Below are 16448 nucleotides of genomic sequence, written 5' to 3' on the forward strand. Positions count from 1 at the left end.
GAGTCCGGGAAAAACAACCATGGGGACGTTTCGCGATGTCGGACCAAAGCGGTAGTCAATCTGTCACGCTGCCCGAGCGGGCCGGCAATCAATCGGCATTGCGCCAGGTTGCGGCTTCGCGGTTTTTTCTCGGCGCAACGATTGCGATGTTTCTGTCGGGGCTCGGCACGTCGGCGGCGGCACCGCAGATCGTGCCCTTCCTCGTGAAAGAACTCGGCGCGTCGCTGCCGCTCGCCGGGTTTTATTATCTGACCAGTCTTGCCGCTCCGTTCGCCGGATATTTCGTCGGCCGTTACTCTGATCGCACGGGCAATCGCCTCGGTCTGTTTCGCGTATGCGCCGTCGCGGGTTTTCTAGGTTGGGCGGGGCTGGCGCTTTCCACGTCGGTCTGGGTGCCGTTCGTCCTCGCTGTCGTTTTGCTGGCTGTTTCCGGTGCAACAGCCTCGCAGATTTTTGCGGCCGTTCACGATGAACTCAGCGAGAAGCCCGGCGACGCAAATGAGAGCGTGGTCGCCATCATCCGTATGGCGCTGACCGGTGGATGGATCGTTGGACCTGTGCTGGGCGCGTGGGTGGCGGCTGCGTACGGCCTGCGCCCGATGCTCTGGATGACCGCCATCTGCCTGCTTCTGCAGATCGCCCCTCTCGGCACGCTGAACCCCGTCGGCAAGCTCAAGCCGCAGCAGACGGGTGACGCGGCGCGTCACACCGGTCTGCGCGCGATGCTTCCCCTGCTGGCCTTCACGGCGCTCTTCGTCCTTGTCTATGCCGGCGAACCCGTGAAATACGGATTCCTGCTGATCTACATGGAGGAGCAACTCAAGCTGAGTCCGGCCGTGCGCGGAGCGGTCATCGGCATACAGCCGTTTATCGAACTGCTGATCATGCCGTTCAGCATCGGACTGGGACGCAGGCTCGGCAACGTGTGGTTGATGTGTATCGCCGCCGCGATGGGGATATTCGCCAATCTCTGCTTCGCGCTGTGGCCGTCCGCAGCGGGCATGTTCGCCGGACAGATTCTCATGGGCGGTGTCTGGGGCATATTCATGGTCTTGGGGATCATCGTGGCGCAGCGCCTGCTTCCCGACGCGGTAGCGACGGCGTCGGCCATCTTCATGAGTTCGACGGCGCTTGCATCGGCGTTGGGCGGCATGACGGGCGGCTTCGGCGTTGCATGGCTGGGCCTTCCGAATGTCTTCCTGCTGCCCGCCCTTTTCAGCGGTATGGCCGTTATCGGACTGGCGCTCATGGCGCGCACTGAACGCTTCAAGTTGTCCTGATCTCGGCGGCGGGCTCAAGTCGAACCGGCTTGGCGAGATCCGTTCATCGTCCCTGCGTGCTGGCAGGAATCGCGCGACGTGCGTCCAGATTTCGCTGACGCAGCGCTTCGGTCGATTCGCCGGCACCGTCCGCGCGCCATCCCGGCGGCAGGATCACGTAGCAGATGGCAGTCCACACGCTGCCCGCCGATCCGATGTCGCGCGCAAGGCTGACCCAATGTTCGAATTCGATCACTAGCGGATTGCGCGAGCGGGTCGGTGTCGTCAGTCCGTAGCGGCACGGTTCGTCTTCGCGTTCTTCGACGTAGGTGCCGAACAGGCGGTCGAATATCACGAGTACGCCGCCGAAGTTCGCATCGAGATAATCGACGTTCGACGCATGGTGAACGCGATGCGCTGAAGGCGTGTTGAACACGTATTCGAGCCAGCCGAGTTTCGGCGTCCAGGTGTTGTGCAGCCAGAACTGATAGAGCAGGTTGAAACTCAGCGTGGCCAGCACGATTTCCGGGCGCACGCCGAGCCACACGAGCGGCGCGAAAAATATCGCCGAGCCGGTCAGTTTGCCGGTCAGTCCGAGCCGGTACGCAGAGGAAAGCGTCAGTTGATTCGGCGAATGATGAACTGCATGCGTCGCCCAGAAAAAGCGGATTCGATGCGACGCGCGGTGGTACCAGTAGTAGCAGAATTCCTGGCCGATAAAGAGCAGCAACAGCGTCAGCGCGCTGTTGAGCGTCACGGTAAACAGCCGGTGATCCCAGGCGAACGCGAATACCGGCGCCGCGAGCGAAAGCGGCAGCAGCGCGAGCAGCTTGCGACCGGCGACGTCGGCGAGTGAAATCCACACCTCGTACCAGTCGAAAGGCGCGGCGCTGCTGCGCTGTTTGCAGGTGAGCACGCAGGCTTCGATCAGCGAGACGCCGATCACGAATAACGTGACGCAAAGCGAGATTTTTCCAAGGTTCATCATGGCGGGCAGATAACGGAGTGAGATGGGACGCGTCGTCTGCGGGACATGACTGCTGGCGCGTCGGGTGAAGGCAATGTAGTGGGCTGCCCGGCGAAAGGCCATGCGGAAACTGTGTCGCCGGATGTCATGAAAATGCAGAGGCGCTCGAAGCCTCCGGCGGCGTGGGCCGCGAGAGGGCGGCGCGCTGGAGCGTGTAATACGGCGACATCTTCTGGATGGGATTCTTGAGGGCGAGGTGCCGCGAGGCAGGCGCGGTAACCACGTCAGCCAACGACGTGCCAGATACAACCCAGGGAATTTCCGAAGGGAAACGAGGTTTCTCTTCGTGTCGTTCTTCGGCAAGCATCCGGGCTTGCTTAAAAAAATAGAATCGCCAGCGCGGAGACCGGTTTCTACCCGCAGCCGGAGAATGACGGCCACCTCCCGTCAAGCGCAGTCAGCCAAGCTTTTCGAGGAAAATCAACGGTTTGCGCGTGACCGTGGCGTCTCATCCCAGCTCTTTATGGCTGGATGCTCCACCTTGCCGCCATAAAAACCCCCGTGTATAGTTTCCGAACTTACTGTTGTTTCGTATCGGAAATTAAAGGGGTTTTTCATGGACGCTTCCAGCATCCTCGCCGACCTCGGCATCGCGCACGCGGCGCAGGCCGGCGATCTCGCGGTTCATTCGCCCATCACCGGCGAACTCATTGGCCGCGTGGCCATCAACACGGTGGCGGAAGTGGACACGGCCCTCGCCAATGCGAAGCACGCGTACACGGCGTGGCGTAACGTGCCCGCGCCGCGTCGCGGCGAACTGGTGCGACTGCTCGGCAATCGTCTGCGTGAAAAGAAGCAGGCGCTGGGCAGCATCATCACGCTCGAAACCGGCAAGATCCTCCAGGAAGGCATGGGCGAAGTGCAGGAAATGATCGACATCTGCGATTTCGCGGTCGGTCTGTCGCGCCAGTTGTACGGCCTGACCATCGCGTCGGAACGGCCGGGTCACCGGATGGCGGAAACCTGGCATCCCATGGGCACCTGCGTCGTGATTTCGGCGTTCAATTTTCCGGCAGCGGTTTGGTCGTGGAACGCGGCGCTCGCGCTGGTCTGCGGCAACTCGGTGATCTGGAAGCCGTCCGAGAAGACGCCGCTGACCGCGCTCGCCGTCAATCAGATTCTCAACGAAGCGCTGCAGGAATTCGGTGACGCACCCGCCGGCCTGACCGCGCTGATCAACGGCGGCCGCGACGTGGGCGCGAAGCTGGTGGCGGACCCGCGCGCGTCGATCGTCAGCGCGACCGGCAGCACCGAAATGGGCCGCACGGTCGGCGTGGAAGTGGCGAAGCGCTTCGGGCGCTCGCTGCTGGAACTCGGCGGCAATAACGCGGGCATCGTCACGCAAACCGCCGACCACGAACTCGCGATGCGCGGCATCCTGTTCTCGGCGGTGGGGACGGCGGGGCAGCGCTGCACGTCGTTGCGGCGTCTGTTCGTGCACGACAGCGTGTACGACAAAACCATCGAACGTCTGACGCAGCTTTATCGCAAGGTGCCGCTCGGCAATCCGCTCGAAAAAGGCACGCTGATGGGCCCGCTGATCGACCAGCAATCGTATGCGCGCATGCAGGAAGCGCTGCAACAGGCCACAGCCGAGGGCGGCAAGGTGCACGGCGGCGAGCGCGTCGAGGTAAGGGGCTACGAGGGCGGTTACTACGTGCGCCCGGCGATCGTCGAAATGCCGTCGCAAACGGCGGTCGTGCTGAAGGAAACTTTCGCGCCGATCCTGTACGTGCTGCGCTACACCGATTTCGCCGACGCCGTCGAAGCGAACAATGCAGCGGTTCACGGTCTGTCGTCGTGCGTGTTTACCACCGACCTGCGCGAAGCCGAGCGTTTCCTGTCCGATTCGGGCAGCGATTGCGGCATTGCGAACGTGAATATCGGGCCGAGCGGCGCTGAAATCGGCGGCGCGTTCGGCGGCGAGAAGGAAACCGGCGGCGGCCGCGAGTCGGGCTCGGATGCGTGGAAGGCCTACATGCGTCGCGCGACCAACACGGTCAACTATTCGTCGGCATTGCCGCTCGCGCAGGGGATCGATTTCAATATCGATTGATCGAGCGGGTTTTGGCGAAGCGCGGTGGCGGCGAGAGCTTAAATTTCGTCGCCGCGCTTTGTCTGAGCTGCCGTACACCCAGGCAATCCGTTTGCGCCGCCCGGCGTTTTCAGAGCGGCCACGCTATTCGTGGAGTAAGACGTGAGTTCCAAAGTCGTGATCGTCGGCGGTGGGGTGATCGGCAGCTCGATTGCGTATTTCTTGCGGCTGTCCGATCCGACAGTCAGCGTCACGGTGATAGAGCGCGATCCGACTTACGCGAGTTCGTCGTCGGCGTTGTCGGCGGCATCGATCCGCCAGCAATTCTCCACGCCGCTTTCCATTCAGATGTCGCTGTTCGGCATTGAGTTTTTACGCTCGATTGGCGAGCGGCTCGAAGTCGACGGTACGCAACCGTCGATCGATCTGCACGAAGGCGGCTATCTCTTTCTCGCGACGCCCGTAGGCATGCCGACGCTGCGTGAAAACCACGCGCTGCAAACGCGTCTTGGCGCGGATATCAGCCTGCTCGACACACATGGCTTGCAGGCGCGCTTTCCGTGGCTCAATACCGAAGACCTCGCGGCGGGTGCGTACGGTGAAAGCGGCGAGGGCTGGTTCGACGGCTACGGTCTGGTGCAGGCGCTGCGCAAAAAAGCGCAGGCGCTCGGCGCGCGTTATGTCGCTGCCGATATCACGGCGATGCATCGCACAGGCAATCGCGTCACGCATGTGCAGAGCGCGAACGGCGAAACCTTCGCGTGCGACGTGGTGGTGAACGCCGGCGGTGCGTGGTCGCGCAAAATCGCGCAGATGGTCGGCATCGATCTGCCGGTTTACGCGCGGCGGCGGAGTATTTTCAATGTCACGTCGCCGGCGAAACTCGAACGGTGCCCGTTACTGATCGATCCCAGCGGCGTGTATTTCCGGCCCGAAGGGCAATCGTTTATATGCGGCACGTCGCCTTCCGCCGATAACGACCCAGACGATCTGCCGCTCGACGAGGTCGATCACGCGTTGTTCGACGAGGTGATCTGGCCGACGCTTGCGCATCGCGTGCCGCAATTCGAGGCGCTGCGGGTGCAGAACTGCTGGTCCGGCTATTACGAGTACAACGTGCTCGACCAGAACGCGGTCATCGGCTATCACCCTGACGTCGCCAACTGCATTTTCGCCAACGGTTTTAGCGGCCACGGTTTGCAGCAGGGACCGGCAACGGGTCGTGGCATCAGCGAACTCATTTTGCACGGACGCTATACGACACTCGATCTGGATTCATTGAGCTTCGCGCGCGTGCTTGAAGACCGGCCGATAGTGGAAAAAAACGTCGTATAGACGCGCGAGTAATGCAGATTTAAAACGCGTCCGTTTTTCATTCGCCGGTATCAAACGGAATGGATGTTTTTTGCGGGTGTTGTATCTCGAAAAATAATATTCACGCAGCCCCGCGTTCCGGTTCTTTCCATGTGACTCGACGGACCATTATCCAAACCGGCTTGCGGAGAATGGAACCGCTGTTTGACTGCTCTTGTCCTCGCCAATTAAAAATTTGCGGAAAATGCGCCATACAGGCAGGGCGGGATCCGGTAATTTGTGCGGATAAACGCGATTCGGCGGTATTCCGCATCAGCTGGAATAGGCAGGCGCAGTCTCCCAACGGAGTTTTATCGCACTCGCAACGATTTAACCCGATTGGGCGAAGCTAATAGATACTCGCGTTGACGCGCTTATAAACAGGCTTTGAATTCTCACCGTGCCACCGCAGAAAAGTCAGTCGTTTGTTAAATGACATGCGAATACTGGCTAATAGTCAAAAACATCGGTTATCATCGCTGCCCTTGGAGATTGATTAAGCGCGCTTAATCCGTCACGCATCTACGTTAATACCGTCGCATCGAACCAGAAGAAATCAGATGAAGATGTCGCGTAAAAACATTGCAATCCTGGTAGTCGGTCTTCTGATCGTAACCGGCGTGGTTATTCAGGCGGTGTGGCGTCCGTTTGCGCATCGCAAGGCGACCGGCACCGAAGCACTGGCGTTCGATATTCATCGTCCCGACGCGGTGATCGACAGCGAGGCGCTGTCGCGTCTGCCGCGCGATATTCTGCGTGTGCCACTGCTGCACGACGTGCTCACACAAGACTTCGTCGACTATTACGAGTCGGACAACACGCGGCTCTCAGCCGAAGGCGCATTGCGGCGGCTCGCGTTCGAGCATCAACTCGACTGGCGCGAAGAACTGATACGCCGCGTCTTCGACGAACCCGCGCACGTATTGCTGTGGCGCTCGCCCGACGGCCGCCTCGGCTACTGGGTCATGTCCATGCATCGCAACGGCCTGGCCAAACTGCTGCAAGGCATCGGCAACGTCGCCGCCAGCGATTCGCAATTGAGCCAGGTCGCCAAGCTATCCGGCGGCGTACCCGTCTACGCATTGAAGCTGGCGGTGGGGCGCACGCTGCTGTTCGCCACGAAAGACGACCGCCTCGTGGTGCTGTCCGCGCCCGGCGTGCTACTCGACGAAAAGGGCGGCTTGCTGAGCGACCGCGCCGATGCCGTGTCCGCGATGCTGTCGTCGGGTCACGACGATTCGGCGAGCGCCTATCAACTCGATGCGGCCGGCGATACGCCGAAGGGGCATCGGCTGGTGGTGTCGGCGAACTATCTGTCGTTCGGTTATCAGGCGTTTTTCTCCGGCATCAACGCGTTGCGCTTCGATTTTTCGTCGAATGGCAATGCTGCGGCGAACTGGCAGACCTCGGCGCTGATCGACCCGGACAAGCTGCCGCAACAGTGGAACAGCGCCGATTTGTGGCGCGCGTTGCCGGCCAATCCGGCGGCCTGTACGAGCTTGCCGGCGGACTGGAAAGAGGCGTCGGGCCTGCTAGGCAAGGTGACGGCGGATGCAGGCGGCGCGACTGCTATCGGCGATCAACTGACCGGCCCCGCGGCCGTGTGCTGGTACGCAAAGTCGACGCTGGTCGCGCCGGTTTTCGTCGCGCGCGTGAAAACGCAGGACGCGGCGAGCGTCGCAGCGTTGAAGAGCGCGCTTGGCAAGACGTTTGGCGACGTGATCGGCGCTTATGAAGCCAAGGCCGCTAATGCCGCTAACGCCGATTCGGGTTATCGGCGGTTGCCGGTCACGACGAAAGAGCAGGGCGCGGATGTCACCGTGTGGCAACGGCCCGTGAGCGCGCGCTCCGGGACGGCGCTGGCGAGCAAGGCCTCGTTCGCGTCGCAGTTGTCGGCGGAGCGGTATTTCCCCGTGACGCTCGCGCTCGCTCACGGTTACCTGATTTTTTCGCCGGACAGCCGCCTCGTCGACGACACGCTCGCCGTGCTCGACAAGCGCTACCCGGCGCTCGCCGACACGCTCGCGCCGCAGCGTCTGCCGCGCACGATCCTGACGTTGACACCTTCGTCGGCGGCGACGCTGGTCGAACGCGAGGCGGCCTCCGCGTTGCCGGTCGATCAGGAAGCGGTGTTCCGCAATGCGTCGCGCACGCATCTGGTGCCGAAGCTGCATGCGCTCGCGCACTATCCGCCGGTTTCGCTGACGCTGCCGCAACATCTGCCGGGTTCGGCGGGATGGGTGCCGGTGGAATGGTGGTTCGATCGCACGAAGGGCGAAGCGGGTTCGGCCGATGCAGGCGCGGGTGCGCTGGATGCGCCTGCGGATCAACCCGGCACAGAGGGCGATTGAGTGCGCCGCGCTCGCGTTTTGCGCGCGGAGGCTGAGACGCTGGCGGCGCGTGTGATTGCGGCGGCTGAGCGGCTGCGCCGTTGCCGCGTCGCCGCGCGTGCTGTCGGCGAGACGTCTCATGTGCGTGCAGCGCCAGGCACGCGCCACGCGCCCGTTCCCGCCCGCCGCACCTGGCTCGCACACGCCGCGTCCCTGATCGCTCTGGCTAGCCTCGCGCCCTACGCGCACGCGCTCACCTCAGCCACCGCTTCACCCGATCCCGACGCGCTCTCACCCGAACAATCCGCGGCATTCCGCGCGTGGTTCGTGCGCATCGTCGATCAGCAGATGCGGCGCGGCCCCACGCCGCGCTGGACCCAACGCGATTGCGCGGGCCTCGTGCGCTTCGCGGTCGGCGAAACGTTGAAGCCGCACGACACCAAATGGCTGCGCGCAAACGGCATGACCGGCCTCGCGGATACCGGCAGCATGCCGCCTGAACTGCAACTGTCCGCGTCGCAACGCACGCTCGCGAATCGCTGGACGCAACTCGACGGATCGACCGGCGCGTATGCGTCGGCGATTGCGCTGATTCAACGCAACAGCCGTTTTGTCTCGAAGGACGTCAACCAGGCGCTGCCCGGCGACCTGCTGTTCTTCGATCAGGGCGACGACCAGCATCTGATGATCTGGCTGGATCGCTACATCGCTTATCACACAGGCACCGTGACGCCGGCCGATACCGGTCTGCGCGCGGTCGCCGTTTCCGACCTGATGCAATGGAAAGATTCCCGCTGGCAGCCGCTCGACGGCAATCCGAACTTCGTGGGCGTGTTCCGTCTGGACTTTTTGACACCATGAGCCGAATGAATTCCGTCACCTCATCGAAGGGCTGGTTTGCCAATGCGCGCCGTCGCGCGACATTCATGTTCGCGGCATTGTTCGCGACGCTGACGCTCGCGGTGGCGCCGCCATCCGCCTATGCCGACGACAGCGCATCGAGCAGCGCCGCCGATACCAGCATCGCCGCGAATCCGACCTTGCAGAGCGCGCCGTCGAGCAACTTCAATTCGCAGAAAGTCGACGGCCAGCCGTTCTTCCTGCTCTCCGACGCGAGCTTCGGCAGCGATCAGGTCGCGCAGGTGCGGCTCGAAGCGCCGGGCCGCGACTTCAAGGACACGCTGCAAGGCTATGGCGGCGCGGATATCGTCGTTTATCGCGTGCCGAAACCGCTGGAGTTTTTGAAGGCGCAGAAGAACCTGCATCGGCTGAACGTTGCGCCGAATTATCAGGGCGAAGGGCTCGCCAACACGCTCGCGTATTTGTGGGACCGCTGGTACACCGAGGCACGCCGCGCCTGGCAGCGCGTGCTGTCGTTTGCGACCCGCAGCAAGGCGACCGAAGCCGCGCCGCAATTCAAACTGGGCGAACAGACCGGCGCGCCGACGCACTTCGAGCAGAACTCGCAATTTGCGCCGCTGAAAGGCTACGACGTGACCGCGCGTTTCCGCTACCCGATCTGGGATGCGAAGGTGATCGAGCCGCCCAAGGGCGTGGATCTCGCGGGCAGCAGTAGCAATTTCATCGAAGCCAGTTCCGGCAACGTGATGATTCCGGTCGGCAAGCTGCCGCCGGGGCTGTATATCGTCGAGGCGGTGATCGGCAACTATCGCGCGCATACGCTGCTGTTCGTGTCGGACACGGTGGCGGTCGTGAAAGCGGCGTCGAGCGGGATGCTGGTATGGACCACGCGGCGCGATAACGGCAAGCCCGTCGCAAATACAGACGTGAGCTGGACCGACGGCGTCGGCGTATTGCAGAGCGGCACGACCGGCAGCGACGGCGCGCTGGTGCTGCAGCACGTGAGCCCCGAGCGCAGCTATGTGCTGGGCGTCGATCCGCAGGGCGGCGTGTTCGTCTCCGAAAACTTCTATTACGACAGCGAGATCTACAACACGAAGATCTACGCGGTGACCGACCGGCCGATGTACCGGCCGGGCGATCCGGTGCATGTGAAGTTCATCGGCCGGACGTTCCAGAACGCAACGCAATCGTCGGCGCCTGCCGAGGCCGATATCAAACTCGACGTGCTCGATCCGAACGGTGCGCCGGTGGCGACCAGCAAGGTCCATTTCGCGTCCGACACCGGCGCGGATACGGCCTTCACCTTGCCCGCCGATGCGACCGCCGGCGGCTACACGCTGCGCTTCGATTACAACGGCGATGTATACGGCAGCGCATTTCGCGTCGCCGACTATGTGAAGCCGCACTTCGACGTGAACCTGTCGATGGACAAAGCCGATTACGCAACCGGCGAGCCGTTGAAGGGCAAAATTCAATTGCGCTACCCGGACGGCAAACCGGTGCGCGACAGCAAGATCTCGGTCACGCTGCGCGCGCAGAAGGTGACGATCGTCGACGGCGAATTGCGTTACGCCGGACTGTTCCCGATCAAGCTCGAACAGCAGGAGTTGAAGACCGACAGCGACGGCAATGCGAGCCTCACGCTGCCCGCTGCAACGGAACCGAGCCGCTATGCGTTGACGCTGTTCGCGCAGGACGGCGCGGCCTACAAGGTGCGCGTAACGCGCGAAGTGCTGATTGCGCGCGGCGCGACGCCGTATCGGCTGACGACGGCGAAGTCGTTCTCGCAGCCGAAGGAGGCGGTCACGTTCGACTTGCAGGCACTCGGCGCGGTCGATGCTTCGTCGCATCCGCCGTCGAAGTGGGAATGGACGCGCCTCGAATCGCAGACGCATGGCGATGGCGCGTTGACGAGCACGGCGAATGGCTCGAAGGGCGCAGCCAAACTGTCGTTCCCGGTGACGTTCGACGCGCCGGGCTCATACATGCTGTCGGTCAAGGACGACAACGGCAATCTGCTCGCCGCCGCCAGCCATTGGGTCGCGGGCGATGGTCTGAAGGCGATTCCGGGCAGCGTCGAAATCGTGTTCGATCGCGACAGGTACAAGATTGGCGATACCGCCGAAGCGCTGATCACGTTCCCGATGCCGGTCGACGACGCGTTGCTCACGCTCGAACGCGATAACGTCGAACGCCGCGCATTGTTGAGCGCCGGTGGCGACTGGCTGCAACTGCAAAAGGTCGCGCCGTCGCAATGGAAGGCGCGTATCAAGGTCGACGCCGACTTCGCGCCGAACATGACGTTCTCGGTGCTGTACGTTCACGCGGGCGAATACGTGTTCCAGAACGCAGGCATCGTCGTCGCACAGCCGCAGATCGAACTGAACGTGAAGAGCGACAAGCTGGTGTATGGCCCCGGCGATACGGTCACGCTGAATTTCGACAGCACGTTGAACGGCAAGCCGGAAGCCGCCAATCTGACCGTCAGCGTGGTCGACGAAATGGTCTATGTGTTGCAGCCGGAAATCGCGCCGAACATCGTCGACTTTTTCTATCACCCGCGACGCAACAACGTGCGCACGTCGTCGAGTTTGTCGTTCATCACCTACGACCTCGCGCGTTCGCCGTTGAAGGGCGCGCCGGGCGGTCCGCAGCGCGCCAACTACAACGAGCGCGGCGTGAAAGTGCTCGAACGTCCGCGTCGCGACGATCAGGACACGGCCGCTTGGGAAGGCAACCTGAAAACCGACGCGAACGGTCACGCCACGATGAGCTTCAGGATGCCCGACTCGCTCGCACGCTGGCGCATCACGGTGCGCGCGGCCGCGCCGGACGGCATGGTCGGTCAGCGTACCGCGTATGTGCGTTCGGACAAGGCGCTGTATCTGAAGTGGAGCGGCCCGTCGCATTTCCGTACCGACGATCAACCCGCGATCGACATGATCGCGTTCAATCAGACCGATGCGGATATGGACGCGCAATGGGTGGTCGACGGCGGCGGGTTGTCGCTGAACCAGAAGGTGACGCTCAGGCGCGGCGCGAACTATCTGCGTCTGCCGACGGGCGCGCTGAAGGCCGGCGTGATCAACGCGACGTTGCGCAGCGGCGGTAAAGACGTCGACCGTCTGCAGACCACGATTCACCTCGATGCGGGCGGCTGGCTCGATCTGCATCAGAACACGGTCGCGCTGGACGGCTCGAATGCGCCGCTCAATCTGCCGCAGGATGCGCAGGATGTGAGCGTGCGGTTTATCGGCAACGCGGCGAGCCAGTTCATGCGCGTCGCCGACGACCTGATCAACTACCCGTACGGATGCGCCGAGCAGACATCGAGCCGGTTGATTCCACTTGCGCTCGCACACGACGCAATCGGCCACGGCGACAGCGCGAGTTCGACTCAGGGGCTCGAAGCGCTACTGCGCAATCAGCGGCAGCGGCTGGCGATGCTGGCGGGTGTCGGCGGCACGTTCGGCTGGTGGGGCGATACCACGGGCGGCAGCGCGCTGATCACGGCCTACGCGTACTACGCGGATTGGCTCGCGAGCCGCAGCCTCGGTATCACGCTGCCCGCCGACAACTGGCAGCACGCGATGGACGTGTATCGCGATGCCGGTGCGAAGGAGCCACTGCTGCATCGCGCATTGGCGTTGTGGCTGATGCAGCAGATGGGCTTGCCGGTGGCGACGCCGGTGTCGGGCGTGGCGTCGGATTTGCTGAGCGACGCGGCGGCCACGGCAGCCTCGGCAGCAAAAACGCCCGCCCGCATCGGCACCTATGGCGCATCGGACAGCATTGTCTTCGCGCAAGCCGATTCGCCGCGCGGCAAGCAGATGGCGATGCTGTTGATCGCGAACATGGCGCGCAGTGCGAGCGCGCAGTTGCCGGATGGCTTCGACGCAGCCGCAAGCGCCGCGCGCGCAGCACTGACCGGCGACACCGCGCCGCTCGTACAGAGCCTGCTGTTCATGTCCGGCGATAACGGCGGCGCGGCTATCGACGCATCGGCGTTGCTTGCAAAAAGCAGTGCCGATTACCCGACCCTCGATCGCGCGTTGACGTTGTTGTGGTTGCGCAAGGCGCTTGGCGGCGATGTTGCGGCCGGGGCGTTGCCATCGTTGCAAGGCGCGGGCTGGACGCGTGCGTCGACGGCGACGGGCACGCCGCTTTATAAATGGACCGGCGCTGCGCTGCCGACGACGCTCGACGCGGGCGCTGCGCGCACGGACGTCAACGCGCTCGTCTCGTTCCGCAGTCATACGAGTGAGGACAGCCGTTTGAACATCACGATCGAGCGTCGTTTCTACAAACTCGTACCGCTCGATGCACCGGCCGCCGACCCGAAGAAGGACGCGCCCGCCGCGAGCCAGTTGGGACGCGCTTCGTTCACTGCACGTCTGGTGAAGCAGGGCGATGCGATCGACAGCAACGCGCTGTACGTCGACGAAGTGACGCTCACGCCGCGCTCGGGCAATGCGTACCACTACGGTCTGCTCGACGTGCCGCTGCCGCCGGGCGGCGATGTCGAGGCGACGAGCTGGGGCGTGTCGATCGACGGTCTGCCAGGTGTGAAGGACAGTGGCAGCGGCCCGCAGCCGTTCCAGCGCGCGGCATCGTATGAGATGGGCGAGCTTTCGTATCATCAACCGGTGCCGTTGCTCGACCGGCCGGTTACGTTGCGGCAACTGGTGCGCTTCGCGCTGCCGGGCACCTTTACGTTGCCGCCCGCGCGCTACTTCCGCATGTATCAACCGGACGCGAAGGCGTTCGAGGGCGGCAAGAGCGATCGCGTGACGACGCTGCGTATCGAGTAAGCGAGACGCTTATGTTCAGCACGCTTCGGCCTGTTCGCGATTGTCTGGCGGTGACGCTGAGGATTGCGCTCGCCGTGAACGTGGGCAACGTGGTGAATAGCGGGGCTGCGTATGCCGCGGACTCCACCGTGCCCGCGGTCGCGGCAAACGCGAGTTTCGCTTCGAGCCGCGCCGTCGACCGCGCAACCAGCGCGACAAGTGCCTCAATAGCGCGCCCCGCGTCGTCGTCCGCGCAACTGCTGAACTTCGCATGGTTGCGCGACGGCCAGAGCCAGCTTTGGCAAACGACCGCCAATGCCAGCGGGCCGGCCTCCGGGCTGGAGCCGCGATCTGCGCGACCCTTGCCCGCATCGCTTGAAACGCCACTTGGCAGCGTGTGGAAACTGTTCGTCTACGGCTATCTCGTCGACCGTAATATCGCGACGCCCGACTACGCGTGCAACGGCGGCGACCGCGACGAAGTGTATTGCTGCATGACCGGCGGACACATCGACCGGGAACACGCGCTGGTGCAATCTTGCGGACTGTATTTCGAGCCCGCGCGCCTGCAACTCGATTCCGCCGACTGGCGCAAATACTGGAGCACTGCGCACGCGCCAGCGTGGCTGCGCGATCTCCGTTCGATGACGCCGACGCAACGCGTGCGCGTCGTCGACCTCCTCGCGGCATTGCAGGCGATGCCTGCGCGTCCGCGTGAAGCGGCGGCGAGCACGCTGGTGTCCGTGCTCACCAGCGGACGCGGCGAAGGCACGGTCGCGCTATATGGCAGCGTGTTGCGCGCCAAAACCTGGACGATGCCCAATCCGGCGCGTCCGGGCGCATCGCTCGGCGGCGCGGCGGGCTGGCTCGCGGACGGCACGCCCGTGTGGCTCGGCGGACCCGGCGGCAGCGCTCGCGTGCTGGCTGCCGCCGCGCCGCGCATCGCGCCGCTGCTCACGTCGATTGCCGTACCGGACGACGACGGCTGCGTGCTGGTCGATTTCTTCAGCCGCTATCCGATCCGGCAAGTTCTCGGCGACGCAGGACCGGCCGCTGCGCCCGACGGGCCGATGCGTGGCGATTTTCGGGTCGGTTTCATCAACGGCAACTGGGCGCGGGTGACGAGTCTCAGTGAGCTGCGGCTCGATCGCGACGCGGCAGGCGCGCCGCGCGTGGTCGGCCGCTTCGGTATGAACGACTACGTGGCGCGCGTAGTCGAGCGCGAGGGCGATACGAGTCAGCCGGAAGCGGCCAAGGCGCTGGCGGTGGCGGCGCGCACCTATGTGGTCCAGCACGGTAATCACGACCACGGCTGTTTCCGTATCGACGACAGCAGCAGCACGCAACGTGTCCTGCCGCGCGAACCGACCGCAGCCGCCCGCCATGCCGCCGATCTGACCGACGCGCTGGTGCTGACCGGCGTGCCGGTTCAGTATCACCACGACAAGGCCGCGCCGGGCCAGATGAGCTGGCTTGCCGCGAAGGCGTCGGCGCAAACCGGTCTCACGTTCGACGCGATCCTCGCGCGCACGTGGCCGCAGGCGACATTGACCTCGTTCCTGAGCCCGCTGTCCGGCGACTGTATCGCGGTGGCGGGCGCGCAGGCCTGGCTGAAACGTAACGCATCCACGTGGGAGCGGCGGCTCGACGGCGCGGCAGGCTACGAGACGCCTGATCTGCCGGCGGTGTGCGAAGTGCGCGAAGGGCGTCCCTATGCCGATGCGCAGCGCAATCGCGTCTACGTGTACCGGTTGCAGACCGAAGAGGACCGCATCGCGCTGGCGCATGAATATCTGCATCTTGCGTTCCAGCATCATCCGCGCGGGCTCGACGAGGCGTTTGTCGAACGCACCGCGCGCACGCTGATCCGTACCGATAATCCAATCCAATGAACGACGTTACGCGCCCATTTTTATCGTTGTCCCGGCGAGCGGTTTCCGGGCGCTGCTCGCGTGGCTGCGTGGTGGTAGCGCTTGCCGGGACGATGCTGTTTGCGAGCGTCGTCACACAGTCGGCAAACGCTGCCGATACCGCCGGCCCCATCGCCGATCTGACCGGCGCGTTCGGCGGCTGGCGTCATAGCGGGCTGACGAACGAAGGCGAGCGGTTCGTCGCGGCGTATCCCAAGCCGCCGGTCGATCGTGGTGCGCAGCGCTTCCGCACGCTGATCGAGGGACGTCTGCGGCATATCGACAAACACGCGCGCAGGCCGCCCACGCTTGTGGTCAACGGCAATCCCACGCCGCTCTATACCGACGACGAAGGCGCGTTCGCGCGGCCGTGGGCGTTCGGCGCGGGGTCGAACAGCGTCGAACTGATTTCCGCCGACGGCCGGCAGCATCAACGGATGCAGTTCTACGAAGCCGACCGCAGCAAGCCGCAGGCGAAACTGCGTGCGATTGTCACGTGGGACGATCCGCATGCGCAGGTCGATCTGCATGTGATTACGCCCGACGGTTTGCACGCGTTCTTCGCCAATCCGACCCTGGAGGACGGCAGCGGTTTCGATGTCGATTCCGTCGACGGCGCGGGGCCGGGGATTTTTTCGTCGGCGGCGCCCCAGCATGGGACGTGGCTGTTCTTTCTGAACTACTGGGGCAATTTCGATTCGACCGGCTATAACTTCGACGCCGCCGCGCACGACCGCGACGTGATCACCGCGACGTTGACGCTGGTATTCAACGAAAACACGCCGAACGAACGACGTGAAACGATGGTCGTGCCGCTGCGCAAAATCGGCGACCTGATGCTCGTGAAAAGCGAGCGACTCTGACAGCGGAACGGGAGCAT

Annotated in this window: 9 protein-coding genes; 8 read left to right on the plus strand and 1 reads right to left on the minus strand. The window is 63.7% G+C overall.

The window, feature by feature from the left end; all coding sequences use genetic code 11:
- The first annotated feature begins 35 nt into the window (after positions 1 to 35).
- Entirely contained in the window at positions 36 to 1280 is a 1245-nt protein-coding gene (locus tag BLS41_RS17430) for an MFS transporter (RefSeq protein ID WP_074767033.1), read from the plus strand.
- A gap of 43 nt (positions 1281 to 1323) precedes the next feature.
- Here the strand turns inward: BLS41_RS17430 and BLS41_RS17435 are convergent, their stop codons facing one another.
- Positions 1324 to 2247, minus strand: coding sequence for a sterol desaturase family protein (locus BLS41_RS17435; protein WP_074767035.1), 924 nt, complete (start codon positions 2245 to 2247; stop codon positions 1324 to 1326).
- Positions 2248 to 2842: 595 nt separating this feature from the next.
- On the opposite strand from BLS41_RS17435, the gene amaB reads away from it, so the two are divergent.
- The 7 genes from amaB (at position 2843) to BLS41_RS17470 (ending at position 16431) form a co-directional block, all read left to right on the plus strand.
- Entirely contained in the window at positions 2843 to 4342 is a 1500-nt protein-coding gene (gene amaB, locus BLS41_RS17440) for an L-piperidine-6-carboxylate dehydrogenase (RefSeq protein ID WP_074767037.1), read from the plus strand.
- 141 nt (positions 4343 to 4483) lie between these two features.
- Positions 4484 to 5656: an NAD(P)/FAD-dependent oxidoreductase gene (locus BLS41_RS17445; protein ID WP_074767039.1), complete on the plus strand. Its 1173-nt coding sequence runs from the start codon at positions 4484 to 4486 to the stop codon at positions 5654 to 5656.
- Between the two features lie 578 nt (positions 5657 to 6234).
- Entirely contained in the window at positions 6235 to 8025 is a 1791-nt protein-coding gene (locus BLS41_RS17450) for a DUF2138 domain-containing protein (RefSeq protein ID WP_074767040.1), read from the plus strand.
- A gap of 120 nt (positions 8026 to 8145) precedes the next feature.
- Complete coding sequence (locus BLS41_RS17455; protein ID WP_074771008.1) at positions 8146 to 8865, plus strand: DUF1175 domain-containing protein; 720 nt, start codon at positions 8146 to 8148, stop codon at positions 8863 to 8865.
- Complete coding sequence (locus BLS41_RS17460) at positions 8862 to 13679, plus strand: alpha-2-macroglobulin family protein (protein ID WP_083379998.1); 4818 nt, start codon at positions 8862 to 8864, stop codon at positions 13677 to 13679. Before BLS41_RS17455 ends, BLS41_RS17460 begins: the two co-directional genes overlap by 4 nt.
- 11 nt (positions 13680 to 13690) lie before the next feature.
- Positions 13691 to 15550: a DUF2300 domain-containing protein gene (locus BLS41_RS17465; RefSeq protein WP_083379999.1), complete on the plus strand. Its 1860-nt coding sequence runs from the start codon at positions 13691 to 13693 to the stop codon at positions 15548 to 15550.
- A gap of 92 nt (positions 15551 to 15642) precedes the next feature.
- The gene (locus tag BLS41_RS17470) at positions 15643 to 16431 is read left to right on the plus strand and encodes a YfaP family protein (protein WP_074771010.1); all 789 of its coding nucleotides are present in this window, start codon (positions 15643 to 15645) and stop codon (positions 16429 to 16431) included.
- Positions 16432 to 16448: the final 17 nt, after the last annotated feature.

Origin of the sequence: Paraburkholderia fungorum, from assembly GCF_900099835.1 — a bacterium.
Taxonomy (GTDB): domain Bacteria; phylum Pseudomonadota; class Gammaproteobacteria; order Burkholderiales; family Burkholderiaceae; genus Paraburkholderia; species Paraburkholderia fungorum_A.

What these genes read in the sequence shown, in the direction of transcription:
- BLS41_RS17470 (WP_074771010.1), top strand. Translation starts at nt 15,643, where the DNA reads ATGCTGTTTGCGAGCGTCGTCACACAGTCGGCAAACGCTGCCGATACC.
- BLS41_RS17465 (WP_083379999.1), top strand. Translation starts at nt 13,691, where the DNA reads ATGTTCAGCACGCTTCGGCCTGTTCGCGATTGTCTGGCGGTGACGCTG.
- BLS41_RS17460 (WP_083379998.1), top strand. Translation starts at nt 8,862, where the DNA reads ATGAGCCGAATGAATTCCGTCACCTCATCGAAGGGCTGGTTTGCCAAT.
- BLS41_RS17430 (WP_074767033.1), top strand. Translation starts at nt 36, where the DNA reads ATGTCGGACCAAAGCGGTAGTCAATCTGTCACGCTGCCCGAGCGGGCC.
- amaB (WP_074767037.1), top strand. Translation starts at nt 2,843, where the DNA reads ATGGACGCTTCCAGCATCCTCGCCGACCTCGGCATCGCGCACGCGGCG.
- BLS41_RS17435 (WP_074767035.1), bottom strand. Translation starts at nt 2,247, where the DNA reads ATGATGAACCTTGGAAAAATCTCGCTTTGCGTCACGTTATTCGTGATC.
- BLS41_RS17450 (WP_074767040.1), top strand. Translation starts at nt 6,235, where the DNA reads ATGAAGATGTCGCGTAAAAACATTGCAATCCTGGTAGTCGGTCTTCTG.